We start from the raw sequence: 26,517 nt of genomic DNA on the forward strand, positions 1-26,517 counted from the left end.
AAGATGAGTTCAGCAGAAAGTAAAGTAAATAGTGGTGAGTTAAATAGTCGAGAGTGATCGCATTTATTCACTTTTACGGATTTTGGGATTAAATGGGGCAGTTGTTTGGCGTATTGTCAGCTCGGTGGCCAATAACAAAGATTCAGAGGGCGGGGTAATTGTATGGTGCAGTCTAACCACTAGGCGGGAAACACTTTCTTCACCTAATCGCTTGAAGTTCTGTCTGATAGTGGTCAGGGGGGGCTGAAAATAGGCACTGTCTGCGGTGTCATCGTATCCAATGACAGAAACCTGACTTGGCACTTCGATATGATGTTCATGCAATGCTCGCAGTACACCCAGAGCCATTTGGTCGTTAGCCACTAAAATGGCGCTAAAAGGAATATGGCTAGAAATCAGTTTTTGTGTTTCCTGATAACCACTGCGCGCACTCCATTCACCATGGTAGACCGCCTGCGGTGCTAATGACGCAGTATTGAGCGCCTGTTGCCACCCCTGATAGCGTAGTTGGGAAGAAATAGCGTCTTTCGGGCCGCAGATCAAAGCGATGTGCTGGTGGCCTAATGCAATCAGGTATTCCGCTCCCTGAATTGCCCCTTCTTTGGGATCAAACAAGACACTAAACGCGGTGGATTGTGGGTCTACATCGAGAAAAAGCACAGGTGTATTTGCACATTGCTCGGCAATTTTTTGGCTACGTTTGGGCTTTAGAGAAACATTAACCAAAATGCCTTCAACTCGTTGAGCTAACAGCTCATTTATAGCTTGTTTACAAGCATCCTCACTGTGGTCATCAACCATGGCAATTACGACGTTGTATTCTAACTCTCGGGCTTTTCTTTTAATCGCGGCGGCTATTTGTGAAGGGGCATGTAAAGAGAGATCTGTGGTGGCCAGCCCCAGTGTCCGGCTATGTTTACCTGCTAATTGTTGTGCAACGCGATTAGGAACGTAGCTTAACTGGACCATGGCCAGTTCAACTTTATTACGGGTTTTAGGCGAAACATGGGGGGCGTGGTTTAAAACCCGAGATACAGTTTGATATGAAACACCGGCCTGGCGCGCGACATCATCTAAAGTAGCAGACTTGTGTTTCATGTATTCCTCTTAGGTATGGATAGCTACTAATTATAGCAAATTCAATGGATAAACTTTTAGTGACTACCCACAAACATGATGAAAATAGGCCGTTGAAGATATTTTTGCACTGTTGAGACTGAAAGCACGGCCGTATTGGTACGATTTAATAATAATCATGGTTATTATTCTGCCTAAAATAGAGGCTCAAGAGTATAATAAATCGCTTTTTTGGTTTTATTTTAGGCACGTGAACAAGAATCTTCCGTTTGCTTGCTAAAAAGAGTTGCTATTAAAAGCCGGTCATGAGTTAATGCGTCTCGGCCTGTGGTACAGACCTATTTATGCACGACATCTTGAGTAAAGTGGTTCATATTTAAAGCGTTATCGTTGATAGCTCTTCACTGACGAATTTCCTTCATAGTGCCTCCATAAGTAACGACTGATAACCGGCTATAACACGCCCATGGTGGCAAAATTTTTTAATAAAGGAAATACACATGTCTAACATGATGAAAGGTCAAGTAAAGTGGTTCAACGAGTCTAAAGGCTTCGGTTTCATCACTCCAGCTGATGGCAGCAAAGACGTGTTCGTTCACTTCTCTGCTATCCAAGATCAAGGCTTCAAGACCCTGGCTGAAGGCCAGAACGTACAGTTCTCTATCGAGAACGGTGCTAAAGGTCCGTCTGCAGCAAACGTAACTGCAATCTAATTGGCCTTTGGCTGATTATAAAAAAACCCGCTAAGGCGGGTTTTTTACTTTCTGATGTAAATAAAATTTATCTCCGCTTAACTCTTTCTTTGTACTTATTCTTGTTTTACTCAACGTCCTCTCTGTCCGTAAATTTCCCTTTAATATATTCGACAAAAGCATACCACTGGGTGCGCGTAAACCTTATCATTCTCACCTGATTCTGTACTACACTAGCAGCATTGATTTAATCGAAGGTAATATCATGAAAGTGAATGATCGGGTGACGGTAAAAACCGATGGCGGCCCACGACGTGAAGGGGTTGTTCTAGAAGTGGAACAGTTTAGCGAAGGCGTCATGTATTTGGTTTCGCTGGAAGATTATCCTGCAGGCGTGTGGTTCTTTAACGAAATCGACAGCCATGATGGCACCTTTGTTGAGCCACTTCATAAGTAGGGTTACCAACCCCACGCTCTATTGAGCGTTTATTAAACGGTAATAAAAAACCGGAGGAAGGTGAATAACCTAGTCTCCGGTTTTTTTATGTCACTTTGCTCATTATGTTTCGACTGGATTTCAGTCGGTCATAACTTAGAAAGTTTCCCAGTTCAGTGCATCATCGCCTGATTTTTTGTTATCACTGGTTTTATGCTGGCCAGTTGACGTAGGCGCAGGTGTTTTAAGCGCCGTTGAGGAACTACGCCCCTTCAGATGGAATACCGCAACAGCTTGGGTTAATACTTCAGCTTGTTGTTCAAGGGAGGCAGCCGCAGCCGATGCTTCTTGCACTAAAGAGGCATTCTGCTGTGTAACATTGTCCATCTCGGATACGGCTTGTGCAACCTGACTGATACCCCGACTTTGTTCATCAGAAGCTGATGCAATCTCGCCCATAATATCTGTCACATGGGTGACGGCCGTCACAATCTCTTTCATGGTCTTGCCTGCGTCAGATACCAGAATTGAACCATCACCAATGAGATCAACTGACGCCTCAATGAGTGATTCTATCTCTTTAGCTGCATCGGCACTGCGCTGCGCCAGATTGCGTACTTCACTGGCGACCACTGCAAATCCGCGTCCTTGTTCACCTGCGCGAGCAGCTTCAACCGCCGCATTTAATGCCAGAATATTGGTTTGGAAGGCAATGCTATTAATGACATTTGTAATTTCAGCAATTTTCATCGAGCTGAGGGATATTTTGTCCATCGTGCTGACGACGTCATTGACGATATCACCGCCTTGAGCCGCTTTACCTGATGCGTTAGCTGCCAGCTGGCTGGCATGGTGTGCATTTTCCGCATTCTGTTTCACGGTGGCAGTTAGTTGCTCCATGCTGGCCGCAGTCTGCTCAAGTGAGGCCGCTTGCTGCTCGGTTCGTGCTGAGAGGTCAGTATTGCCCAATGCAATTTCACTGGAACCTTGATAGATGGATTCAGCACTGCTGCGAACGGCTTCGACCGTGGAGGAAAGTGAATCTTGCATCTGCTGAATATTGTTACCCAATACACCAATTTCATTACGCCCGAATGAGACTGAATCCTGTGTCAAATCTCCTTGAGCAATGCGTTGAATTCTCTCTACTAGCCAGTTAATAGGTTTAATAATGACTTTGCTGATGACTAAGAAAGCAATGACGGTTAGCAGCAACGCGAGAATAAAGGCTCCTCCCATCAGAATATAGCCAAGTCGAGCTTCCTGTTGCGCGGATAAATTAATTTGATTGGCGCGGTCTGTACGATATTTAACCGCTTTCAGCAGTGGCTCATTATATGCGTCATCTAGCTGATTGAGTTTTTCCGCCTCTAGCGAAATTACCTCTTCAAAATGTCCCTCTTTAGTCGCGTCCAGCATGAGTTTCATCCCATCGTCGCGATACTCTTCATAAGCTTTTTTCAGCGGTGCATCTAAGGCTGTGTCGGTCTCCGATTTAATCGGGCGATTATAGTAGAGGTTAAACATCTGCTGTGATTGAGCAATAAGACTTTCTGCGTTTTTTAGGCCCTGTTGGTAACCTTGGCTATCACCGATACGTGCCGCGGATGCAGCTTGAATCAAAATAAGGCGTGCAGTACGCAGGTGGTTTGAGCTGTTAGATAGGCCCAGACGGATGTCCAGTTCTTGCGTCGCTTCTTCTAGCGACTGGTTACTTTGTTTTAAAAAGTAGCTCGATGTACCAATTGCTGCGGCAAATAAAAGCAGTATTCCCGCCAAAATGGCGATAAACAAAGTGACCAGACGCATATTATTCACAAACGATACTTTCGTATCTTTATTATGTTCTGGCGTTATTTTTATATCCGATGGCTTATGCGTACTTCCACGTTTCATTGTTAGTTCCGTTTCTATAGTCGCTCGAGGAAAGGTCCTTGCCTGCTATATCCTGACTGGGTGCTACCGTGCCGCTAACTGACGGATGGCAACATCAGTGACTTCGGATGTAGGCATCGCTACTTAAAGTTAATCCACCCCTATATTTGAAATAATCTTCACAGTCCTTTAAGAACCTATCGGCAACGGGCCTGAAATAGTTAGGGTTATTAATGAGATCGGGATCGCAATTTGAACTAAAGGGTTCATTGTATTTCTGTAATTGTGTCAATGACTTGATACAGGATTTTCCCTAGCTCTGCATGCTATGGTGCAGGTAGGGGAATGAGATTATTGTTGCCACAGTGCTGTTGCTTTTCCTAGCGATGAGGCTGATAGCCTACAATGCCAAGGTATGCTTGATAACGTTATTGGGGCGTGTGAGTGGTGCAGTCATGAAAAACTCCAGTGACGGCGTGACGTTTACAGTGTAGTAACTGGCATAGCTATTCGCCTGACTCTGATGAATATGAAATATGGCGATATAGTAAAATTAAAAAAAACAATATTCTTAATATTATTCTTATTATTTAACTGACGGGAATTGGTTTAGGTTTTGTTTAGAAATATAACCTTTACATAGCTATCACCCACAACTATAATCTTGAAAAATTTCGGTGGAGAAACTAATGGATACGCAAAGTAGTAGTCAAATAAGCAAGGCAAGCTAACTCATCTTCCAACCGATTTGTTGCTTGCCGAAAAATGGCGGGCAGCACCCTCTCTGTATTTCTCTGAGCTGTGCATACCCAATAATGATTTAACTCGATGATTTTCGTCGAGGGTATTAATTCGGGTTTTTATTATGGTATTTAATAACCACGCACTCTTTCCTCCAGGCACTAACACTGGTTATTGCTGATATTCCGTTTGGAATATATCAGCACAATTTCCTGTGTGCTAAATAGCACATGATTATTCTACCAATGATTAATTCATGGAGAGAATCATGGCATTAACTCCTTTTGTCGTAAATTTATTACTGGCGATGTGTCTGGGCGCACTAATTGGTGCTGAAAGACAATGGCGTCAACGAATGGCTGGTTTACGGACCAATGCATTAGTCGCAACTGGAGCTGCGGTATTTATTCTCAGCTCTTATGCGACATCTCCAGATAGCCCTGGGCGAATTGCTGCTCAAGTGGTCTCCGGGATCGGTTTCCTTGGGGCTGGCGTTATTATGCGTGAAGGCATGAATATTAGGGGGCTGAACACTGCGGCAACGTTGTGGTGTTCAGCGGGAATCGGTGTGCTTTGTGGGCTAGGGCTGTATTGGAATGCCGTTGCTGCAACCGCTGTTATTCTATGTGCCAATATATTGCTCCGTGAAGCCGCGCAGCGGATTAATATGCAACCTCAGCAACAAGCTGTCGATTTAGCGGTTCGATATCGGATTCAAGTCACTTGCGGTGCGGAAGATGAAGTTTTGGTGCGTACCTTGATTTTACAGGCACTAAATGGTGTGGCATTGCGGCTACAGTCACTTTGTAGTGCCGATATTGCAAGACCTGGCCAGTTAGAAGTCTGCGCTGAAATTATGGCAACGCCAGCAGAACAAAAAGAAATTGAAAGTATTGTTTGCCGCGTAAGTTTGGAGCGTAGCGTTAGCTCTGTTCATTGGCGTATTGCGTCGGAATTGCCGGTTTAATCATATTAACTACTGATTTATTTAAGTGGTATGAAATTAGGTTATTTAATAAATATTTGAATAATAAATAGCGCTAACCCATGTGGTAGTAAGGAGTTGTTATGGACGATCACCCCGAAGTTAACTCAATCAGCCGCTGCTGATAAAAATAAATACAATATTGGCAGCGCAATAATAGTTCGGCACATTTACCTCTCAATTATTGAGTGGGTAAGATCAGTGCATTCAGAATTAAATGAGATGCGTTATGACCAAATTTAAAAAGACAGCGACGAGTCGGAGCAATAATAAAAAACCTTTTACTATTGCATTAGAGGCTAAGAATAGCCTAGACCAAACTTTATCCAAGCTAAATGCAAATTTTAATGGGTTAACTGAAGAAGATGCTAAAGAAAGGCTGGAATTATACGGTATTAATCAAGTTGCGCATGAGAAAGCACCTCCAGCATTAATTCAATTATTGGCTGCGTTTAATAACCCTTTTATTTTTGTTTTAATGATTTTGGCAATAATCAGTTTCTTCACTGATTATTGGTTGCCGCTACAAAGAGGTGAGGAGACGGATCTCGTTGGTGTTTGCATCATTGTGACGATGGTCATGATCAGTGGCTTGCTGCGCTTCTGGCAGGAATACCGCACCAATAAAGCGGCTGAAGCATTGAAATCGATGGTGCGAACCACGGCAACAGTGTTACGTCGGAATAGCCATAGCGCTCAACCGGCAAAACAAGAAATTGCCATTAAGCAGCTTGTGCCGGGTGATATCATTTTATTATCTGCCGGGGACATGATTCCGGCTGATCTGCGACTGATTAAATCCAGAGATCTCTTTATTAGTCAGGCAATCCTGACGGGCGAAGCCATACCCATAGAGAAGTATGATGCAATGGGCGCAGTCACTCCGAAATCAGTTGATGCAGACGCTAGCAGTGAAAGTGAATTACTTGAACTGTCTAACATCTGTTTGATGGGAACTAACGTTGCCAGCGGAACGGCAATGGCAGTGGTGGTTGCCACTGGTGGGCAGACTTATTTCGGGTCGCTTGCTAAGTCGATTGTGGGTAATCGCGCTCAAACGGCCTTTGACCGTGGGGTTAATAGCGTCAGTTGGTTATTGATTCGTTTTATGTTGGTGATGGTGCCCATAGTCTTGCTGATTAACGGCTTTACTAAAGGGGATTGGAGCGAAGCGGCGTTGTTTGCGCTTGCCGTTGCCGTCGGTTTGACGCCTGAAATGTTGCCTATGATTGTTAGTTCTAATCTGGCGAAAGGTGCGATAGCAATGTCGCGGCGAAAGGTGGTAGTTAAGCGACTCAATGCAATACAAAACTTTGGTGCGATGGATGTGTTGTGCACCGATAAAACCGGGACTTTAACTCAAGACCGCATCATTCTTGAGCACCATCTGGATGCTCACGGTAATAATGATAGTAAAATATTGCAACTAGCTTGGCTTAACAGCTTCCATCAAAGTGGTATGCGTAATTTGATGGATCAGGCAGTGATCAAATTTAGTCGTGGTAAACCCGAAATTGATGCTTTACGTCGCTTTAATAAAGTGGATGAGTTGCCATTTGATTTCATTCGGCGTCGTCTATCCATTGTGGTCAAAGATGAACAACAGCATCAACAATTGATCTGTAAAGGTGCCGTGGAGGAGATGCTCAGTATCTGCACCCATGTGCGAGAAGGAGAGGAAACTTATCCACTGGATGAGGCGCGTCGAACATCATTATTAGCACTGGCCACACAATATAATGAAGATGGTTTTCGCGTTCTCTTGCTCGCTACTCGCGAGTTAGGGACTCAAGCCAGTGAGTTGCCGCTGAATATTCAGGATGAGCGTGATTTGGTTGTTCAGGGGGTGTTGACCTTCCTTGACCCGCCAAAAGAGAGTGCAGAAGCGGCGATTACGGCACTGCGGGAAAATGGCGTTGCTGTCAAAGTGTTAACTGGTGATAACCCTATTATTACGGCCAAAATATGTCGTGATGTTGGGCTAGATCCCGGTGAGCCGTTGAGCGGTCGTGCAATTGAAAACATGGATGACGAGACACTGGCTCGTGAAGTGGAGTTGCGTACCGTGTTTACTAAATTGACGCCCCTGCAAAAATCACGAGTGCTGAAAATGCTGCAAAGCAATGGTCATACTGTTGGTTTTCTGGGGGATGGTATCAATGATGCTCCAGCATTGCGTGATGCCGATGTGGGTATTTCAGTTGATACTGGTACTGATATTGCTAAAGAGTCAGCCGATATTATTTTGCTGGAAAAGAATTTAATGGTCCTAGAAGAGGGGGTCATTAAAGGCCGTGAAACATTTGGGAATATCATAAAATACTTGAATATGACGGCCAGTTCTAATTTCGGCAATGTATTCTCAGTATTGGTTGCTAGTGCATTTATTCCATTCTTACCTATGCTCGCCATCCATTTATTACTGCAAAATCTGATGTATGACATCTCCCAGCTCTCTCTGCCCTGGGATAAAATGGACAAGGAGTTTTTACGTAAACCACGTAAGTGGGATGCGAAAAATATCGGGCGCTTTATGTTGTGGATTGGGCCAACATCCTCAATTTTTGATATTACAACCTTTGCGTTGATGTGGTTTGTTTTTGCCGCGAACAGTGTCGAACATCAGGCATTATTCCAGTCTGGCTGGTTTATCGAGGGTTTACTGTCGCAAACATTAGTCGTCCATATGTTGCGCACACAAAAAATTCCATTTATTCAAAGTACGGCAGCACTGCCTGTGTTATTGACCACCGGAATCATTATGGCCATCGGCATTTATATTCCGTTCTCCCCTTTGGGGACATTAGTCGGATTACAGCCGCTACCATGGCAATACTTCCCATGGCTGGTGGGTACGTTGGTCAGCTACTGTGTGGTGGCGCAACTGATGAAGCAGTTCTATATTCGCCGCTTCGGCAAATGGTTCTAACTGTTTTTATTCACGATTTAATATAACTAACCGGGGCCATCTGGCCCCGGGATAATAAAACTTATTTTTAGTGCGGGTTATTCGCTACTGACGCGAATCACCAACTTGCCAAAGTTTTTGCCTGCTAGTAGGCCAATAAAGGCTTGTGGCGCATTCTCTAGCCCATCGACCAAATCTTCTCTGAATTTGATTTTTCCTTGATCGACCCACTGTGTCATTTGCTGCAGGAATTCATCAAAATGTGGGGCATAGTCATCAAAAATGATAAATCCTTGCATCCGAATCCGTTTGCGCAAAATGATGCTCTGTAGCAGTGGCAAACGATCAGGGCCAGTAGGTAATTCTGTGTCGTTATAACGGGCAATAAGACCACAAACCGGAATGCGGGCGCGTGGATTCAGTAATGGCAATACGGCATCAAAGACGGCTCCGCCGACATTTTCATAATAGATATCAATACCTTTTGCGCAATTTTTTTCCAGTTGCTGCGCGAAATCTGTTGCACGGTGATCAAGGCAGGCGTCGAAGCCCAATTCCTCGACCACATAACGACATTTCTCAGCACCCCCAGCAATACCAATAACGTGGCATCCTTTCAACTTACCTATTTGCCCCACCACCGAACCCACCGCTCCGCTGGCTGCAGCAACGACTAATGTTTCACCGGTTTTAGGTTGACCAATATCCAGTAGCCCCATATAAGCGGTAAAACCTGGCATACCCAGAACCCCTAAGAAACGGGAAGGATGGGCGAGTTGTGGCCCTAGATTGCGGATGCCCGCACCATCAGAGAGGGAATAGTCCTGCCAGCCGCTACTGGCCAAAACCCAATCACCAACTTGAAAGTCTGGATGTTTTGACGCTTCAACTCGTGAGACGGCACCTCCTACCATCACATCGCCAACTTCGACAGGAGCGGCATACGATGGCGCATCACTCATCCGCCCACGCATATAGGGGTCAAGAGAGAGATAGCGAGTGCGGAGTAAAATTTGGCCTGCGGTAGGTTGCGGGATGGGCTGAATATCGAGTGTGAAATTCTTATCGATTGGTGTGCCATGCGGGCGCGAAGCCAACAGAATTCGGCGGTTATTAATTTTATCTTGTGGCATCAGGTTCCCTTACTTGTGAGGCATAAATCGGGATATTGAAAACGGTAGGTGCTGAAAAATCATAGTTGAACTCTTTACATTGGTTTCAGTTAATAGTGCGAAAGGCGCAGTCGTTTTATTCCGACAGGCGCCATATAACAAGGAAGAGGGCGATGAATTAAAGGGGGACAATCAACACATCGACCGTGCTGGTATTAATTAACCGGGCAGCAGAACAGGAGAATTTATTCATCAGGCTAGCACTGTGGTTACCACATATTACTAAATCAATATGATGTTGACGGCAAAAATACGCCAGACTATCGGCGAATTCCCCATGAACAACACTTCTTTTTTCAATGGGATAATCTGAATTAACCGCTAGTTCTTCCATAAAAAGCTGAGCTTCTTCTTGTAAAACAGAGCGTAAATCACCCAGCATCGGTGCGGCATAGCTACTGTACATTTCAGGTTCTGTTGTCAGCGTAATCAATGAAATTCGTCCATCATAGGGCCGAACGATGGATACGGCTTTATTAACCAATCGTTGGCTATCAGGTGAAAGAGCAACTGCCACTAGCACATTCCTGTATCCCATCATTAGGCTCCTATAAGTACGGTGATACTTTAAAGGTTAGGGGATCGTATCTTTAAGAAATGAGAGATTAATCACACTTAGTAGTAGCAGGCAATAAAAGCTTTTAGAGCAGAGGGTTACTCAAAAAAATAGTAAAGGTGGTCGAAGTGAAACTTCTGTTTCAAACATTATTAATTAATTTTACTTACATTTGATTCACAAGGCCCTTGCAAAAATATGGATATGAAGCAAAGTTGAAAAAGTGTCTGATAAATATGTACAGAACATAGGAGTGAAACATGTGGTTACCTCTGTTGCCTTTTTTAATACGTCTTGTTGATTTTTCTAACAGTAAAAGGCAAATAGGTTAATAAATAATCGAAGGAATAACTTTTTGGCAAGCGCATAAATATTCGTTAAAACAAAATAGTTTCGGAAGGTTATTTATAGCATTGTAGGGTAATAAAGTTTCATCTTAGACCTTCATGCTGATAATTTCGAGTTACGACAGATTTATGTACTGCTATTTTGCTTTAGGAATGCTTTTGTTCGAATTGATCTAAAAACACTAAGAATTGGGCCTATATCCTTAGTTTTTTAGCTCTTTTCTGACTTCTGCTCATTTTTTGATCATGCAATTGATCAAAAAATGAGCAGTAAACGGAAAAAAGAACAACTTTATATTTTATTTTTGTGATTCGCGTCACATTACATTTAAAATGAATCACTAGTCACATTGTATGTGCTAACGATTCGGGAGTAGAGTTGGGCCTCTTTAGGATTAATCCTAATATTTTGTAAGAAAAGTTTCATGGCGCAGGTGCAATATCAGAGCAGCATAAAGTTCAACTGCCAAACCAGTGACATGCTATCTCATACCGAAATGGTATTTTTGTAATGTAACACCAGTAGGCTTTAATTACTTTTAGTTCTATAGGTTCTAATTAACTGTATAACGGGAAGGATCCCTGGTCTTGGGTGAGGAGTACTATCATCCAACTTATGTTTTAAAACATAATCAGTCGGGATGTATAAAATGAGTACGTCTGAATTACTCAAGCATATTTATGATATTAATTTGTCCTACTTGCTTTTAGCACAACGCTTAATTAACGATGAGAAAGCCTCAGCGATGTTTCGTCTGGGTATTACCGATACCATGGCTGACACATTATCGCAGTTAACTTTACCGCAGATGGTTAAATTAGCTGAGACTAACCAATTAGTCTGCCATTTCCGTTTTAGCGATCACAATACTATTCATCATCTGACGAAAGAATCTCGTGTGGATGACTTGCAGCAAATTCATACCGGGATTTTATTGTCGAGCCACTTACTCCACGAGCTATCGTTAAAAGACGGTAGTGCGCCTAAGAAAAGAGCATGACTGATGGTTGAGAAAAGTATTGTCCAGGAAGCCAAAGACATTCATTTGGCAATGGAGTTGATAACTTTAGGTGCACGCTTGCAGATGCTTGAAAGCGAAACGCAACTCAGCCGGGGGCGTTTAATTAAGCTCTACAAAGAGCTGAGAGGCAGTCCACCACCTAAAGGCATGTTACCGTTTTCGACCGATTGGTTCATGACCTGGGAACAGAATATCCATTCATCGATGTTTTATAACGCCTATAGCTTCTTGCTAAAAAGCGGGCAATGCACCGGTGTTGAGGCCGTTATTAAGGCTTATCGTCTTTACCTCGAACAGTGTCCAGATCAGTCTGGGATACCGCCATTGCTGGCGTTAACCCGTGCCTGGACATTGGTTCGATTCGTTGACAGTGGTATGTTGCAACTTTCTGGTTGCAACTGCTGCGGTGGGACTTTTATCACCCATGCGCACCAGCCGCGAAACAGCTTTGTTTGCAGTCTTTGCCAACCACCTTCCCGCGCAGTAAAAAAACGTAAACTTTCTCCGCAATCTGCCGATATAACTTCACAACTGCTGGATGAGCAGGTTAGACGCGCAGTTTGAGTTTCTTTGAGTTGTCAGCATTTTTGGTTACAGCCGCGGTATGGATACCGTTTCTGTAACCCATTAATGGCAATCAGGGTACTCAAAGGGTGCTAACGCCTCACCTTCCACCCACACACTTTGCTAAGGATATCGCGTGTTAGTTATTTTGGGTTATATCGTGGTCTTAGGTGCGGTTTTTGGCGGCTACATCATTGTTGGTGGTCACCTGGGCGCACTATATCAACCGGCTGAATTTTTAATTATCGGCGGGGCAGGTATCGGCGCGTTTATTGTGGGTAACAATGGTAAAGCGATAAAAGCCACAATGAAGGCCATGCCTAAATTGATGCGCCGCTCTAAATATAACAAAGTTTTATATATGGACTTAATGGCGCTGCTTTACCGCTTATTAGCGAAATCTCGTCAACAAGGAATGCTCTCACTGGAGCGTGATATAGAAAGTCCATTAGAAAGTGAAATTTTCTCTAATTATCCGAGGATTTTGGCCGATAAGCTATTAGTAGAATTTATTACAGACTATTTACGGTTAATTGTCAGCGGGAATATGAACGCTTTTGAAATTGAAGCGCTGATGGATGAAGAAATTGAAACTCACGAGCAGGAATGTGAAGTGCCAGCCGGCAGTTTGATGATGGTAGGGGATTCTTTACCCGCATTCGGCATTGTTGCTGCGGTTATGGGGGTCGTCCATGCACTGGCTTCCGCAGACCGACCCGCAGCAGAACTTGGCGCGCTAATTGCTCATGCAATGGTGGGAACATTCTTAGGTATTTTGCTGGCATATGGGTTTATCTCGCCTTTGGCAACTTTGTTACGTCAACAAAGTGCAGAAACGACCAAAATGATGCAATGCATCAAAGTTACTCTGCTTTCTAGCTTGAATGGATATGCGCCACAAATTGCAGTGGAATTTGGTCGTAAAACACTCTACACCACTGAGCGTCCATCGTTCATTGAGCTGGAAGAGCACGTGCGCAGAGTGAAAGCTCCGGCACCGCAAGCGACAGAAGAGGACGCATGAAGCATCAGAACCACCCCGTTATTCTGGTCAAAAAGCGCAAAGCCAAACACGGCGGAGCCCATCATGGCGGGTCATGGAAAATCGCTTACGCTGACTTTATGACAGCGATGATGGCCTTCTTCCTGGTGATGTGGTTGCTTTCGGTTTCCAGCCCACAAGAGCTGACGCAAATTGCAGAATATTTTCGTACACCGCTGAAAGTGGCACTGACCAGTGGTGATAAAAGCAGTTCCAGTACCAGCCCAATTCCTGGCGGGGGCGATGACCCAACGCAGCAAGTGGGTGAGGTGCGTAAGCACATTGATTCAGAAGAAAGTCGGAAAGAAGAGTATCGACTCAATAAGTTACGGGAAAAGTTGGATCAGCTTATTGAGTCTGACCCAAGACTGAGAGCGTTACGGCCACATTTGCTGATTAACATGATGGACGAAGGGCTGAGAATTCAGATTATCGATAGCCAAAATCGGCCAATGTTCAAGATGGGGAGTGCACAGGTTGAGCCATATATGCGCGATATTTTGCGTGCAATCGCCCCTATTTTGAATGACATCCCAAACAAAATCAGTCTTTCCGGCCACACCGATGACTTGCCGTATGCCACAGGCGAACGGGGCTACAGCAACTGGGAGCTATCAGCAGATCGCGCTAATGCGTCGCGACGTGAATTGCTCGCCGGTGGTTTAGATGAAGGCAAAGTATTACGCGTGGTTGGAATGGCCTCGACGATGCGGCTAAAAGAGCAAGCTTCAGATGATCCGGTTAACCGCCGCATCAGTATCTTGGTGCTGAACAAACAGACTCAACACGACATTGAGCATGAGAATTTAGATAACAAAGCGCTGGATATCGAAAAAGCGGAGAGCTTGAAGCAGATTGATTCTACTGGCACAACACCAGCGGTGACATCGCCCGGTGTTACAGCAACGAAGAGTGCAGCCGCATCAACAGAACAATCGGTGACGACGAGTTCAGTCTCCGTACCCGCAGCCGCCGCAACGGAACCTGTAAAAGCGGCCGTTTTGCCAGCAACAGCACCACAAATACAACAATCGAGCACGGAGAACACGACTCCGGTTACCCGCGGACCAACGACATCGTTGCCAGCGGCACCGGCAAGTGATGCACCGGTCTCTCCGACAAGCCGCGACGCACAGTAGAGGTGACACCGTGAGCATGGATATTACCGCGTTTTATCAGACGTTCTTTGATGAAGCAGATGAATTGCTGGCAGATATGGAGCAGCACTTGTTATTGCTGGATCCGCTGGCACCAGACAATGAACAACTTAATGCCATTTTCCGAGCTGCACATTCTATCAAGGGCGGTGCGGCGACATTTGGTTTTACGGTATTACAAGAGACAACCCATCTGTTGGAAAACCTGTTGGATGGTGCTCGCCGCGACGAGATGCGCTTGAGCACTGACATCATCAACCTGTTTTTGGAAACGAAAGATATTATGCAGGAACAGTTGGACGCCTACAAAACCTCTCAAGAACCTAATGCGGAAAGTTTTGAGTATATCTGTCATGCATTGCGCCAACTGGCACTTGAGGCATTAGAGCAGCAAGGTAATACAAATAAAGCGGTGGTAGCTGAGCAGAGTAATGCTATCGCCACGCCAGCTATTGAAACCAAAACGGGCAGCAAGTCTCCGGCTCTGGTGCAGGGCGGTATGCGTATTCACCTTTCTGGTCTGAAAGCACCAGAAATTCCTTTGATGCTCGAAGAGTTGGGTAATTTGGGCGAGGTGAAAGATCCCCATCAAACAGCCGACAGCCTGGAAGCAACGCTGATAACTTCTGTCAGTGAAGATGACATCAGTGCAGTACTCTGTTTTGTGCTCGAACCTGAACAAATCAGTTTTGTACAGGATGAGATTGCATCTGAGCCAGAGATTGAAGCAGCCGTTGCCGTGGCAAACCCTCAAGTGACTGTCGCCGCTGTTGCAGAAGTTAAAAGTGCACCCAAAGCTGATGTTGCCGCAGTGCCAGCCAGTGCTGAACATGTCAAACCGAAAGCGAAGGCGAGTGAATCAACCAGTATCCGTGTGGCGGTCGAAAAAGTAGACCAACTGATTAATCTGGTGGGTGAATTAGTCATTACCCAATCAATGTTGGCACAGCGCTCCAGCACATTGGATCCGGTGATTAATGGTGATTTACTCAATAGTATGGGTCAGTTGGAGCGAAATGCGCGCGATTTGCAAGAATCGGTAATGTCGATTCGTATGATGCCGATGGAGTATGTCTTTAGCCGCTTCCCTCGACTCGTGCGTGATTTAGCCAGCAAGCTGAATAAACAGGTTGAATTGACTTTACTGGGTAGCTCGACTGAATTGGATAAAAGCCTGATTGAACGCATTATCGATCCATTAACCCATCTGGTGCGTAACAGTCTGGATCACGGCATTGAAGATCCTGAAACGCGTATCGCGGCAGGGAAACAGCCCGTGGGGAATCTGACACTGTCAGCGGAGCATCAGGGCGGGAATATCTGTATTGAGGTTCTTGATGACGGTGCCGGACTGAATCGGCAAAAAATTCTGGCGAAAGCACAATCGCAAGGCATGGCGGTTAATGAGCACATGAGCGATGAAGATGTCGGGATGTTGATTTTTGCACCTGGATTTTCGACTGCCGAACAGGTTACTGATGTTTCAGGCCGTGGTGTTGGGATGGACGTCGTTAAGCGGAATATTCAGGAAATGGGCGGCCATGTGCAAGTCAGTTTTCAGGCAGGCAAGGGCACGTCCATTCGTATCTTACTCCCGCTGACACTGGCTATTCTTGATGGCATGTCCGTTAAAGTCAGTGATGAAGTTTTCATTCTGCCATTGAATGCTGTAATGGAATCGCTGCAACCATTGGCTGAAGATCTTCATCCATTGGCCGGTGGTGAACGTGTGCTACAAGTCCGTGGTGAATATCTGCCGCTGGTTGAATTGTTCCGTGTATTTGATGTTGAGAATGCGAAAACTGAAGCCACTCAAGGCATTGTTGTCATTCTGCAAAGTGCCGGTCGTCGTTATGCACTGTTGGTAGACCAATTGATTGGCCAGCATCAAGTGGTCGTGAAAAATCTGGAAAGCAACTACCGAAAGGTCCCAGGTATTTCAGCGGCCACCATTTTGGGTGATGGTAGCGTGGCATTAATTGTCGATGTGTCGGCATTGCAGGCCTTAAACCGGGAAAAGCGTGTCACGGCTGATGATACAGCCGCGGCATAGCAAAAGCCCCTGTATGAAACCCGTAATAAAACAGGTATAGGGCTGTGAGGTGTATTCCCGGCTCTAAAAACAAACATAAATTCAACCTATTGATTGAAGGGTAAAAACATGGCAGGACTAGCAACCGTCACGAAGCTGGCTGGCGAAACGGTAGGACAAGAGTTCCTGATTTTTACGCTGGGCGCTGAAGAGTACGGCATTGATATTCTGAAAGTACAAGAGATCCGTGGCTATGATCAGGTGACTCGCATTGCTAACACCCCGGCTTTTATTAAAGGTGTGACTAACTTACGCGGTGTCATTGTTCCGATTATTGATCTGCGGGTTAAATTTGCCCAACAAGGTGTTAGTTATAACGAAAATACGGTAGTTATCGTGCTGAATTTTGATCAGCGCGTTGTCGGTATTGTGGTTGATGGTGTATCTGATGTGTTGTCGCTAACCACGGAACAAATCCGCCCAGCGCCTGAGTTTGCCGTGACGTTGGCAACAGAATACCTGACAGGGTTAGGTTCGCTCGGCGAAAGAATGCTGATTCTGGTTGATATTGAAAAGCTGTTGAGCAGTGAAGAGATGTCGCTGATTGACTCGGTAGTGAAGGGTTAATACGTTATTCAGTTTTCAACGCGGGGTATCAGCACAACATTATGAGCTGATACCTCGTTCATTTATGAAAACCCCTTCAATAATTATTATTAAATGGAAAATTTACTGTCACATCCTAATCTGGGACAGCAATGATTTTTTGAAATGGTTACAGTAATTAGAATAAATAAAAATTAAAGAAAATAGACTTTATCAGTTATTTAAGAAACAAGTGCTGGGTTGTTAAATGTTTTATTTATCAAGTGGTTATAATTGGTTGCTAATAAAATAACTTGCCCATGTTTATTCGGGGATTAACTTTTTATTCTGTGGGAATATCTTACTCTAAGTATAAGAAATGATTAAAATTATCATCAACATTTTCTTGGAAATTAATGTTTAAGTACCTCCGTATAATTTCCTTTTCTAAACTAGTAGTTAGCTGCGCTAAATGAGTTTTATGAACGTTAGCTTATATCTATTTTGCTGTTAACTGCGGCGAAGTGTTAACACCCAGCTACACCTCGTTAAAATAATGTCTCTTCCCGGTAAAGTTCCCCCTTGCAGTGCCGATAACACTCTTAATTAGACGTCTTATGTTTTGGCGTACCGGTGTTTTGACGTACTTATGAAGGGATAACATGTTCAAGCGTATGAAAGTGGTCACCAGCCTGCTGCTGGTGTTAGTGCTATTTGGTGCCTTACAGTTGGTTTCCGGTGGGCTTTTCTTTAACTCACTGAAAAATGACAAAGAAAATTTTGAAGTTTTACAAGTTATCCGTCAGCAACAGTCGGTTTTAAATGAAAGTTGGGTCAATCTGCTGCAAACGCGTAATACACTAAACCGAGCTGGTATCCGCTACATGATGGATGTCAACCACACGGGAAGCGGCCCAACAGTGAATGATCTGCTGGCTTCGGCCAAAGGGACATTGGGCGTCGCTGAAGAGCGTTTTAAAAGCTACGAGCAAATTCCACTCGATAGTCAGCAAGATCCTGAGTCAGCTAAAAAATTAAAGCAGACTTATGACCAATACTTTGGTGCATTGACCGAACTTATCCAGTTGATGGAAGTGGGCAAAATTAATGAATTCTTTGATCAGCCGACTTCCAGCTTCCAAAATGCCTTTGAGCATGATTACAACACCTATCTGACACAGAATGACCGTTTGTATGCTTCTGCCGTAGAAGACAGTAATCAGTCCTTCAGTTTTGCCATGGGTGTGATTGTTACTGTGCTGATTGTTGTATTAGCAGTGATAATTGTTGTTTGGCTGGGCATGCAACACATCTTAATTAACCCACTTAAGCATCTGATTGAGCACATTAAACATATTGCTAATGGCGATTTGACCCAAACCATTGAAGTGCATAGCCGCAACGAGATGGGCACCTTGGCGGCCAGCCTGAAACATATGCAATCAGAATTGATTACCACGGTGAGTGATGTGCGTTTAGGGGCTGATGCCATCTATAGCGGCGCGTCAGAAATTGCTGCCGGTAATAATGATTTGTCAGCTCGAACTGAAGAGCAGGCGGCGTCGTTAGAAGAAACCGCAGCCAGCATGGAACAGTTGACTGCCACCGTAAAACAGAATGCTGAAAATGCTCGTCAAGCAAGCCAATTGGCATTGAGCGCATCAGAAACCGCGCAGAAAGGCGGAAAAGTTGTGGCTAACGTGGTGCAAACCATGCACGAGATTGCGGGTAGCTCACAAAAAATTGCTGACATTACCAGTGTCATCGACGGCATTGCTTTCCAAACCAATATTCTGGCACTAAATGCTGCCGTTGAAGCGGCGCGCGCTGGTGAGCAAGGCCGTGGTTTTGCGGTGGTTGCGGGGGAAGTACGTAATTTGGCGCAACGCAGTGCACAGGCAGCAAAAGAAATTAAGGGCTTGATCGAAGATTCGGTCAGCCGTGTCGACATGGGGTCTGTTCTGGTTGAAAGCGCCGGTGAAACCATGGGTGATATCGTGAATGCGGTAACCCGAGTCACTGACATCATGGGCGAAATCGCTTCCGCCTCTGATGAACAAAGTCGCGGTATCGATCAGGTAGGCCAAGCGGTTACCGAAATGGACCGCGTCACACAGCAAAATGCTTCTTTAGTCGAAGAGTCTGCTTCTGCCGCCGCAGCACTGGAAGAACAAGCCAGTATGTTAACCCAATCCATGTCCGTATTTGTTTTGCGTATGGATAACAGTAGTACCACAAGAAATATCAAGAAACCCAAGCAGCCGACACAGGATCTGAGCGGCACTGCTAAAAAAACACTGGGAAGTGACCTGCAAGAGAATTGGGAAACTTTCTAGACCCCTACACAAAAACATATACCCCAAATAATTCAAGTTGCAGGAAGACGGTAACTAAGAGCATCCCCAAGAGCTGACATCAGCAAGTGACTGGGGTGAACGAAGGAAGCCAACGCATATGCAGCTTGAAGTACGACGGGGATAAATAAAGCCGGCCAACGAGCCGGCTGAGAAGAGGTTACGATGTTTGGCCGAATCCGGATTTCTACCAGCTTTTTCCTGTTACTCATGTTGATTTGCTCAATACAGTTAATTTCGAGTGGTCTGTCATTTACCGCTTTCCGTTCAGACTACCAAAATTTAAACCGAGTGGATCTCAGCAGTCAGCAACGGGATGCATTAAGCCTCAGTTGGGTATCCTTACTTCAGGCACGTAATACCTTAAACCGGGCGGGGACGCGCTCGGCTCTCAAAGTACCTCAGGAGCAAGTTAATGCGTTAATGGGGAATGCCCGCAGCTCATTACAGAAAGCTGACCTCTATTTTAATCAGTTCCTGGCCGTACCGCGTCTTGATGAAAGTGAGACCGGAGGGGAGTTATTGAATGCGACTAAAAACAGCTATCAAAACTTACGGGCCTCATTACGCCAATTAATTGATTTTCTGGAAGCGGGTGATTTACAAGCCTTCATGGACCAACCGACTCAGAAAACACAGGATTTGTTTGAAGCCGATTTTGTGCAGTATTTGCAGTATGCCAATGAGGTGATTGCTGAGGCGGGCACGCAGAATCAGCAAGCTTACCATCTCTCCATGTGGATCTTTGGTGGTGCGATCCTAATGGTGATTGTGATGGCGATATCTTCACTGATTTGGTTGCGTACTATGTTTGTTACGCCACTGAAAATCATGCGCGCTCATTTTGAACGCATCGCGCGCGGGGATCTTTCCGGGCAGATTTATGTCTCTGGTCGTAATGAAATCAGTCAAATGTTTGCCAGTTTACGCACCATGCAACACTCGTTGATAACGACAGTGAGTCATGTTCGCGATGGCACCGAGTCCATGTTGACGGGTATTCAGGAAATTTCTGCTGGTAACAATGATTTGTCCGCACGAACGGAGCAGCAAGCGGCTTCTCTGGAGCAAACGGCGGCAAGTATGGAACAGTTAACTGCCACAGTGAAGCAGAATGCGGATAACGCGCGTCAGGCCACATTACTGGCGCAAGATGCGTCGGGAACCGCAGCTAAAGGAGGCGATTTAACGAGCAGTGTTGTCACCACCATGCACGATATCGCCACCAGTTCGCAGAAAATTGGCGCTATTACCAGCGTGATCGATGGCATTGCATTCCAAACCAATATTCTGGCATTGAATGCGGCGGTTGAGGCTGCCCGTGCGGGTGAGCAGGGGCGTGGTTTTGCGGTAGTCGCGGGTGAAGTGCGTAACTTAGCCCAGCGCAGTGCGCAGGCAGCAAAAGAAATTAAAGGGTTGATCGACGAATCGGTCAGCCGTGTTCGCCAGGGCTCCACACTGGTCGAAAATGCGGGTACTACCATGGAAGAGATCGTTCGCTCAGTGACACGGGTTACCGACATTATGGGTGAAATCGCTTCCGCCTCGGATGAACAGAGTCGGGGTATTGAGCAGGTTTCACTCGCAGTAACACAAATGGATCAGGTCACTCAGCAAAACGCCGCATTAGTGGAAGAGGCTGCGGCTGCAGCTAATGCATTGGAAGAGCAGGCAAGTCTGCTCTCCAATGCCGTGTCTGTTTTTCGTTTGGAGCAGGATGGCGACAGCGGGGAGGGGCAGGCAGCAGAGGGCAGTAGTCAGCAATCGGTTGTAAAAACAGCGGTCGCAAAGGAAATCCCAGATTGTCAAACGGTGTAACGAAGACGATGTTATGGGGTGAGGCCGGATGAAACCATCACCCCAAGAATCTGGGTCTATTCTGACCCAGATGATTCAACGGCTCCCGCTGTCGGATGTTCACTTCCGGCGCATTTGCCAACTTATTTATCAACGGGCCGGGATTGTTCTGGCCGATCACAAACGGGAAATGGTCTATAACCGCTTGGTCCGGCGGCTAAGATTGCTGGGAATTAACGATTTTGGTCAATATCTGGCGTTATTGGAGACCGATCCGAACAGTGCGGAATGGCAGGCATTTGTCAATGCGTTGACCACTAACCTGACGGCATTTTTCCGTGAGGCACACCATTTTCCGATTCTGGCTGAACATGCGCGCCAGCGACCGGGAAATTACTCGGTATGGAGTACAGCGGCATCGACGGGCGAAGAGCCTTATTCTATCGCGATGACACTATGTGATGCGTTAGGAAATCGTTCGGGATCCTGTCGCGTGCTAGCCAGTGATATCGATACACAAGTGCTGGAAAAAGCGACCAGTGGCGTATACCGACAAGAGGAATTGCGTTCTTTGTCAGCGCAGCAGATGCAACGCTATTTTTTGCGCGGCACCGGCCCCCATCAGGGGATGGTACGAGTGCGACCGGAACTTGCCAACATGATTCAGTTTCAACAACTCAATCTGTTAGCTCCGGAGTGGGCGTTGCCTGGGCAATTTGACGCTATTTTTTGTCGTAACGTGATGATTTATTTTGATAAAGAAACGCAGGAACGCATTCTGCGTCGCTTTGTCCCTTTGCTAAAACCCGGTGGCTTGATGTTTGCAGGTCATTCGGAGAATTTCAGTCAGATTAGTCGGGAATTCTATTTGCGCGGGCAGACCGTTTATGGACTGACCAAGGAGAGGTGATGAGTAAAATCAGAGTATTGTGCGTTGATGATTCTGCATTGATGCGCCAGTTAATGACAGAGATTATTAACAGTCACCCGGATATGGAAATGGTTGCAGCTGCACCTGATCCGTTGGTTGCCCGTGATTTGATCAAAAAATTCAATCCGCAGGTGTTGACACTTGATGTTGAAATGCCGCGGATGGATGGTTTGGATTTTCTTGAGAAATTGATGCGGTTGCGGCCAATGCCAGTAGTGATGGTGTCGTCGTTGACGGGTAAGAACTCCGAAATAACGATGCGAGCGCTGGAATTGGGGGCTATCGATTTTGTTACCAAACCGCAACTCGGTATCCGAGAAGGGATGCTGGCTTACAGCGAGCTGATTGCAGAGAAAATCCGGACTGCGGCGAAAGCGCGTTTACCTCAACGTGGCCCGGAACATGTACCGGTTATGCTCAGTCATACACCATTGCTCAGTAGCGAAAAGCTCATTGCTATTGGTGCATCGACCGGAGGCACGGAAGCTATCCGTACCGTATTACAGCCTTTGCCGCCCACTAGCCCGGCACTGTTAATTACGCAGCATATGCCACCGGGATTTACCCGTTCATTTGCCGAGCGGCTCAATAAATTGTGCCAGATTACCGTGAAAGAAGCAGAAGATGGCGAACGGGTATTGCCCGGACACGCCTATATTGCACCCGGTGATCGGCACATGGAGTTGGCTCGTAGTGGGGCAAACTATCAGGTGCGTATTCATGATGGGCCGGCGGTCAACCGCCATCGTCCCTCGGTCGATGTGCTTTTTCGTTCGGTAGCGCAGTATGCCGGACGGAACGCTGTCGGTGTCATTTTGACCGGTATGGGCAACGACGGTGCTGCTGGTTTATTAGAGATGCATCGTGCTGGGGCTTACACCATTGCACAAAACGAAGCGAGTTGTGTGGTGTTTGGTATGCCACGTGAAGCCATTGGGATGGGGGGGGTCAATGAGGTTCTGGATCTGAATCAGGTCAGTCAACGGATGTTGGCGCAGATCAGTAGCGGACAAGCGTTGCGCATCTAGCCACCTTTCGTCCTTGATATGCGGGGGAGAGTTTACTCACTTACCCGAATCACTGACTTGAGTAAGTTTATCGGGATTTGCTTGTTGGCAGCCTACCGGCAACGTCAATGATTTTGGATGATATTGCTGGATAGAATTTTTCCATTATAAACAGGATTTTGGTATTTAATCGCTCAGTGGTGAGCAACAAACCTTAGGAGTTGGTATGGCGGATAAGAATCTCAGATTTTTGGTGGTAGACGATTTTTCGACCATGCGTCGTATTGTCAGAAACCTGCTGAAAGAGCTGGGTTTTAATAATGTGGATGAAGCCGAAGACGGTGTTGACGCATTGAATAAATTACGCGCGGGTGGTTTCGATTTTGTGGTTTCCGACTGGAACATGCCAAATATGGATGGCTTGGACCTATTGAAAACGATCCGTGCTGATGGTGCTCTTGGTTCTCTGCCTGTTCTGATGGTCACTGCGGAAGCTAAAAAAGAGAATATCATTGCAGCAGCACAAGCCGGTGCCAGTGGTTATGTAGTGAAACCTTTCACTGCCGCTACCTTGGAAGAGAAGCTCAATAAGATCTTTGAAAAATTGGGTATGTAAGGAGGCGAGATGAGTAACCATCAAATGCCCGCAACAGATGCGGCATCAGCCAGTGATATCATTAGCCGTATTGGTCAGCTTACGCGGATGTTGCGCGACAGTTTACGTGAATTAGGTCTTGATCAAGCAATTGCTCAGGCAGCAGAAGCTATCCCTGATGCCCGTGACCGCCTTGACTATGTAGTTCATATGACGGCGCAGGCCGCAGAACGGGCATTGAACTGCGTCGAAGCAGCGCAACCGCGTCAGAATGAGCTGGAATCCTCGGCTAAAGCACTTAAAGTTCGCTGGGATGAATGGTTCGCTAACCCAATTGAGCTTTCGGATGCTCGTGAGTTGGTTACGGATACCCGTGAATATCTGGATGTTGTGCCACAACATACGTCATTTACTAATGCGCAACTGTTGGAAATCATGATGGCGCAGGATTTCCAAGACCTAACGGGTCAGGTTATCAAGCGTATGATGGATGTGGTGCAAGAAATTGAGAAGCAATTACTGATGGTCTTAATGGAGAACATTCCAGATATGCCATCAAAACCGCAAAAACCGGCGGATAGCTTACTCAACGGGCCTCAATTGGATAAAAATGGTGCAGGCGTTATCGCCAATCAAGATCAAGTAGATGACCTGCTCGACAGCCTCGGTTTCTAGCGGATATTGAACTCTGTAAATGATACGGTGCAGATGAGGTCTCTTGTTGTTGGGGCAACCTCATCTGCCACTCTTTTTTTAGCTGGACTTACCCCTCAGCTTGAGCAAATTTACTGCACATCATTGATGTGTTCATCCCACTCTCTGGCTAACTGCACGGCATTCCCGGCATTGATTCGCCCGTAGCCATACCATTGGCTGTGCCCCTCTTTATCATAAAAACCATACTTTTTGTCTATTTGGTCACAGGTATATCGAATAATATCTTTAACCTCGAGAATAGTGAGCGACGGATTAACGGAGAGAATAAGGGCTGCCACACCCGCGGCTCCCGGACAGGCGCTGGAAGTCCCACTAAAGCTATTGGTATAGTTGCCAAAAATATCACCGGTATTTACCGCACCTTTATTGTTGCCATATTCATTTCGTAAATCGGTCGTCCAGATGCCCGGTGTTAATGGTGTTGGGTGGAGTTCCATCGGATTGGCACAATCGCCGCTTGGGAAGGCGCACCACAGTGATTTGCCATAATCGCTGTAAGCGGAGCGCATACCGCGATCATTGCAGGCACCGACGGCAATGACATGCTTGTAGCTTGCATAACCGTCATTATCCACGGATTCATTGCCATTCCCTGCGGCAAAAAAGATGACACAACCTTTGCCATCACGCCCTTTTGTTACTGCATAATCAATTGCTGCGCGTGTTAACGCCGGAAGCTCGGCTATCACTTCGTGTTCAGGGTCATCTGGATCGAACCACATACCCTCGACCGGTCCCCAACTGCAAGAGATAATATCTGCGCCCATATCGGCCGCCCAAACAAAAGCCAAAGCTTCCCCTAGTGAACCCAAGCCTTCAGCTAGCCGTATCGGCATGAGATTTGCCTCTGGCGCGACACCGGATGCACCATAACGACCATCGGCACAGGCGACCCCTGCACAAGGTGTTCCGTGAGTATCATTAGGCCCAGGGCTGGGGTCATTATTTGAACTCACCCCCGAAAAGTTGGCTGGATGCACAATTTTCCCCTCACGCATAAACTCCGGATGGGTTAAATCAAAGCCATCATCAATGACGGCGATTGTGGTGCCTTTTCCTTGCGTCATTCTATGTGCGTCTTCCACATTGGCGCTGGCATCAACATCAATTTCAACCCGCACGACAGTTTTCTTCAAATGCCATTGATTTGGGTGAATAATCTTAGGTTCTTTATGATGAATTAACTCAGGATGGCAATGTTCAATATCATGACGTTTTAATATATCCTCAGCAAGAATAAAGACTTTATCTCCAGTGTTGGGTTGTGCGGAAACGAAATAGCCATTGGTCATAAAGGTTAATCTTACTTTAATAGTAAGGTTATATTGGCTGATTATTGTTTTGCATTCATCCTCCGTTAAGTCATCATTAAATTTAATAAACAAGTTCTCGGTATAAATAATAGGCTCTTTATTTCTCTCTGTTTTAAAGGCATAGCCAACAAATCTAACATCCCCATTCGCTGCTATGGCGGTCTTTAATTCATCTGTTTTGTTTTTGTTACATTGTATATCAACGACATACACATCAGCAGAGGCAAGAGTGAAAATAACCCTATATTGTGTGTTTTTTTTCATTACCTTATGCATCATCGCCGCAAAATCTTTCCCTTGCCGCATTCTAATAATGAACATGTCGTCTGATTTGATAATAGATAGTGTTTTCCTATTATGATTTTGAACATCATATGTAACATTGAATTTCTTCATCTCAATTTCCTTTTGATATGTTTAATTATCACTTAACTTAGTGTGATAATTATTTTCAATTAACACTGGTGGGCAATAAAAATAACTGAGTTGGATTTGTTTCTTATATCACATCAAAAAGATCAGTTTATAAAAAAAGTTATTATTAAACTTGAATTATTAAATTATCAGCCAGAGTGGTTTTGTTTTGGCTCCTAAAAATCACCGTGTGCAAAC

21 protein-coding genes are annotated in these 26,517 nt (G+C 45.5%); 16 read left to right on the top strand and 5 right to left on the bottom strand.

Features of this window, described 5'->3' with window-relative positions:
- Positions 1-63 precede the first annotated feature (63 nt).
- Entirely contained in the window at positions 64-1,098 is a 1,035-nt protein-coding gene (locus HUZ92_RS13550; protein ID WP_050098382.1) for a LacI family DNA-binding transcriptional regulator, read from the bottom strand.
- 479 nt (positions 1,099-1,577) lie between these two features.
- Between HUZ92_RS13550 and cspE the strand changes: the two genes are divergently transcribed.
- Together cspE and dsrB are read left to right on the top strand one after the other, a co-directional pair.
- Complete coding sequence (gene cspE, locus HUZ92_RS13555) at positions 1,578-1,790, top strand: transcription antiterminator/RNA stability regulator CspE (protein ID WP_002210893.1); 213 nt, start codon at positions 1,578-1,580, stop codon at positions 1,788-1,790.
- A gap of 244 nt (positions 1,791-2,034) precedes the next feature.
- On the top strand, positions 2,035-2,226 hold the full coding sequence (gene dsrB, locus HUZ92_RS13560; protein ID WP_004701013.1) for a protein DsrB: 192 nt from the start codon (positions 2,035-2,037) through the stop codon (positions 2,224-2,226).
- A gap of 135 nt (positions 2,227-2,361) precedes the next feature.
- Here the strand turns inward: dsrB and HUZ92_RS13565 are convergent, their stop codons facing one another.
- On the bottom strand, positions 2,362-4,101 hold the full coding sequence (locus tag HUZ92_RS13565) for a methyl-accepting chemotaxis protein (protein ID WP_050098381.1): 1,740 nt from the start codon (positions 4,099-4,101) through the stop codon (positions 2,362-2,364).
- Between the two features lie 988 nt (positions 4,102-5,089).
- Between HUZ92_RS13565 and HUZ92_RS13570 the strand changes: the two genes are divergently transcribed.
- Together HUZ92_RS13570 and mgtA are read left to right on the top strand one after the other, a co-directional pair.
- Positions 5,090-5,788: an MgtC family protein gene (locus tag HUZ92_RS13570; protein ID WP_050098380.1), complete on the top strand. Its 699-nt coding sequence runs from the start codon at positions 5,090-5,092 to the stop codon at positions 5,786-5,788.
- A 247-nt stretch (positions 5,789-6,035) separates the two neighbouring features.
- A complete protein-coding gene (gene mgtA, locus HUZ92_RS13575) occupies positions 6,036-8,735 on the top strand; it encodes a magnesium-translocating P-type ATPase (protein ID WP_145579735.1) in 2,700 nt (899 codons plus the stop codon).
- A gap of 77 nt (positions 8,736-8,812) precedes the next feature.
- On the opposite strand, the gene HUZ92_RS13580 is transcribed toward mgtA, so the two are convergent.
- Entirely contained in the window at positions 8,813-9,847 is a 1,035-nt protein-coding gene (locus tag HUZ92_RS13580; RefSeq protein ID WP_050140801.1) for an NADP-dependent oxidoreductase, read from the bottom strand.
- A gap of 157 nt (positions 9,848-10,004) precedes the next feature.
- Positions 10,005-10,424 carry a universal stress protein UspC gene (gene uspC, locus HUZ92_RS13585; RefSeq protein ID WP_050098377.1) on the bottom strand — a complete coding sequence of 140 codons (420 nt, stop codon included), beginning with the start codon at positions 10,422-10,424 and terminating at the stop codon, positions 10,005-10,007.
- A 1,015-nt stretch (positions 10,425-11,439) separates the two neighbouring features.
- On the opposite strand from uspC, the gene flhD reads away from it, so the two are divergent.
- The 12 genes from flhD to cheZ all read left to right on the top strand — a co-directional run bounded on the left by flhD (position 11,440) and on the right by cheZ (position 24,550).
- Entirely contained in the window at positions 11,440-11,790 is a 351-nt protein-coding gene (gene flhD / locus HUZ92_RS13590; RefSeq protein WP_050098376.1) for a flagellar transcriptional regulator FlhD, read from the top strand.
- Positions 11,791-11,793: 3 nt separating this feature from the next.
- Complete coding sequence (gene flhC, locus HUZ92_RS13595; RefSeq protein WP_005164496.1) at positions 11,794-12,375, top strand: flagellar transcriptional regulator FlhC; 582 nt, start codon at positions 11,794-11,796, stop codon at positions 12,373-12,375.
- A 136-nt stretch (positions 12,376-12,511) separates the two neighbouring features.
- Positions 12,512-13,399: a flagellar motor stator protein MotA gene (gene motA / locus HUZ92_RS13600; RefSeq protein WP_050098375.1), complete on the top strand. Its 888-nt coding sequence runs from the start codon at positions 12,512-12,514 to the stop codon at positions 13,397-13,399.
- Entirely contained in the window at positions 13,396-14,556 is a 1,161-nt protein-coding gene (gene motB, locus HUZ92_RS13605) for a flagellar motor protein MotB (protein ID WP_050098374.1), read from the top strand. Before motA ends, motB begins: the two co-directional genes overlap by 4 nt.
- A gap of 16 nt (positions 14,557-14,572) precedes the next feature.
- Positions 14,573-16,627, top strand: a complete 2,055-nt coding sequence (gene cheA, locus HUZ92_RS13610) for a chemotaxis protein CheA (RefSeq protein ID WP_050098373.1) — start codon at positions 14,573-14,575, stop codon at positions 16,625-16,627.
- A 108-nt stretch (positions 16,628-16,735) separates the two neighbouring features.
- A complete protein-coding gene (gene cheW / locus HUZ92_RS13615) occupies positions 16,736-17,233 on the top strand; it encodes a chemotaxis protein CheW (protein WP_050098372.1) in 498 nt (165 codons plus the stop codon).
- Between the two features lie 620 nt (positions 17,234-17,853).
- Complete coding sequence (locus HUZ92_RS13620; protein ID WP_145579736.1) at positions 17,854-19,527, top strand: methyl-accepting chemotaxis protein; 1,674 nt, start codon at positions 17,854-17,856, stop codon at positions 19,525-19,527.
- Between the two features lie 183 nt (positions 19,528-19,710).
- Positions 19,711-21,363, top strand: a complete 1,653-nt coding sequence (locus HUZ92_RS13625) for a methyl-accepting chemotaxis protein (RefSeq protein WP_145579737.1) — start codon at positions 19,711-19,713, stop codon at positions 21,361-21,363.
- A 70-nt stretch (positions 21,364-21,433) separates the two neighbouring features.
- Positions 21,434-22,252 (top strand): protein-glutamate O-methyltransferase CheR, encoded by an 819-nt coding sequence (cheR, locus tag HUZ92_RS13630; protein WP_230678337.1) that lies wholly within the window; start codon positions 21,434-21,436, stop codon positions 22,250-22,252.
- On the top strand, positions 22,252-23,301 hold the full coding sequence (locus tag HUZ92_RS13635) for a protein-glutamate methylesterase/protein-glutamine glutaminase (RefSeq protein WP_050098368.1): 1,050 nt from the start codon (positions 22,252-22,254) through the stop codon (positions 23,299-23,301). Before cheR ends, HUZ92_RS13635 begins: the two co-directional genes overlap by 1 nt.
- Before the next feature lie 205 nt (positions 23,302-23,506).
- Positions 23,507-23,896 carry a chemotaxis response regulator CheY gene (gene cheY / locus HUZ92_RS13640; RefSeq protein ID WP_050098367.1) on the top strand — a complete coding sequence of 130 codons (390 nt, stop codon included), beginning with the start codon at positions 23,507-23,509 and terminating at the stop codon, positions 23,894-23,896.
- Between the two features lie 9 nt (positions 23,897-23,905).
- The gene (gene cheZ / locus HUZ92_RS13645; protein WP_050098366.1) at positions 23,906-24,550 is read left to right on the top strand and encodes a protein phosphatase CheZ; all 645 of its coding nucleotides are present in this window, start codon (positions 23,906-23,908) and stop codon (positions 24,548-24,550) included.
- A 110-nt stretch (positions 24,551-24,660) separates the two neighbouring features.
- Here cheZ and HUZ92_RS13650 read toward each other — a convergent pair whose 3' ends face one another.
- A complete protein-coding gene (locus HUZ92_RS13650) occupies positions 24,661-26,169 on the bottom strand; it encodes a S8 family peptidase (RefSeq protein WP_328592708.1) in 1,509 nt (502 codons plus the stop codon).
- Positions 26,170-26,517 lie beyond the last annotated feature (348 nt).

The organism is Yersinia vastinensis, from assembly GCF_902726565.1.
In the GTDB taxonomy this organism is placed as follows: domain Bacteria; phylum Pseudomonadota; class Gammaproteobacteria; order Enterobacterales; family Enterobacteriaceae; genus Yersinia; species Yersinia vastinensis.

Excerpts from the sequence above, each read along its gene's own strand:
- motB (WP_050098374.1), top strand. The coding sequence starts at position 13,396 with ATGAAGCATCAGAACCACCCCGTTATTCTGGTCAAAAAGCGCAAAGCC.
- cheW (WP_050098372.1), top strand. The coding sequence starts at position 16,736 with ATGGCAGGACTAGCAACCGTCACGAAGCTGGCTGGCGAAACGGTAGGA.
- HUZ92_RS13570 (WP_050098380.1), top strand. The coding sequence starts at position 5,090 with ATGGCATTAACTCCTTTTGTCGTAAATTTATTACTGGCGATGTGTCTG.
- HUZ92_RS13620 (WP_145579736.1), top strand. The coding sequence starts at position 17,854 with ATGTTCAAGCGTATGAAAGTGGTCACCAGCCTGCTGCTGGTGTTAGTG.
- cheA (WP_050098373.1), top strand. The coding sequence starts at position 14,573 with ATGGATATTACCGCGTTTTATCAGACGTTCTTTGATGAAGCAGATGAA.
- HUZ92_RS13625 (WP_145579737.1), top strand. The coding sequence starts at position 19,711 with ATGTTTGGCCGAATCCGGATTTCTACCAGCTTTTTCCTGTTACTCATG.
- flhC (WP_005164496.1), top strand. The coding sequence starts at position 11,794 with ATGGTTGAGAAAAGTATTGTCCAGGAAGCCAAAGACATTCATTTGGCA.
- mgtA (WP_145579735.1), top strand. The coding sequence starts at position 6,036 with ATGACCAAATTTAAAAAGACAGCGACGAGTCGGAGCAATAATAAAAAA.
- cheZ (WP_050098366.1), top strand. The coding sequence starts at position 23,906 with ATGAGTAACCATCAAATGCCCGCAACAGATGCGGCATCAGCCAGTGAT.
- HUZ92_RS13550 (WP_050098382.1), bottom strand. The coding sequence starts at position 1,098 with ATGAAACACAAGTCTGCTACTTTAGATGATGTCGCGCGCCAGGCCGGT.
- HUZ92_RS13635 (WP_050098368.1), top strand. The coding sequence starts at position 22,252 with ATGAGTAAAATCAGAGTATTGTGCGTTGATGATTCTGCATTGATGCGC.
- uspC (WP_050098377.1), bottom strand. The coding sequence starts at position 10,424 with ATGGGATACAGGAATGTGCTAGTGGCAGTTGCTCTTTCACCTGATAGC.
- cspE (WP_002210893.1), top strand. The coding sequence starts at position 1,578 with ATGTCTAACATGATGAAAGGTCAAGTAAAGTGGTTCAACGAGTCTAAA.
- HUZ92_RS13580 (WP_050140801.1), bottom strand. The coding sequence starts at position 9,847 with ATGCCACAAGATAAAATTAATAACCGCCGAATTCTGTTGGCTTCGCGC.
- dsrB (WP_004701013.1), top strand. The coding sequence starts at position 2,035 with ATGAAAGTGAATGATCGGGTGACGGTAAAAACCGATGGCGGCCCACGA.
- cheY (WP_050098367.1), top strand. The coding sequence starts at position 23,507 with ATGGCGGATAAGAATCTCAGATTTTTGGTGGTAGACGATTTTTCGACC.
- flhD (WP_050098376.1), top strand. The coding sequence starts at position 11,440 with ATGAGTACGTCTGAATTACTCAAGCATATTTATGATATTAATTTGTCC.
- cheR (WP_230678337.1), top strand. The coding sequence starts at position 21,434 with ATGATTCAACGGCTCCCGCTGTCGGATGTTCACTTCCGGCGCATTTGC.
- HUZ92_RS13650 (WP_328592708.1), bottom strand. The coding sequence starts at position 26,169 with ATGAAAAAAAACACACAATATAGGGTTATTTTCACTCTTGCCTCTGCT.
- HUZ92_RS13565 (WP_050098381.1), bottom strand. The coding sequence starts at position 4,101 with ATGAAACGTGGAAGTACGCATAAGCCATCGGATATAAAAATAACGCCA.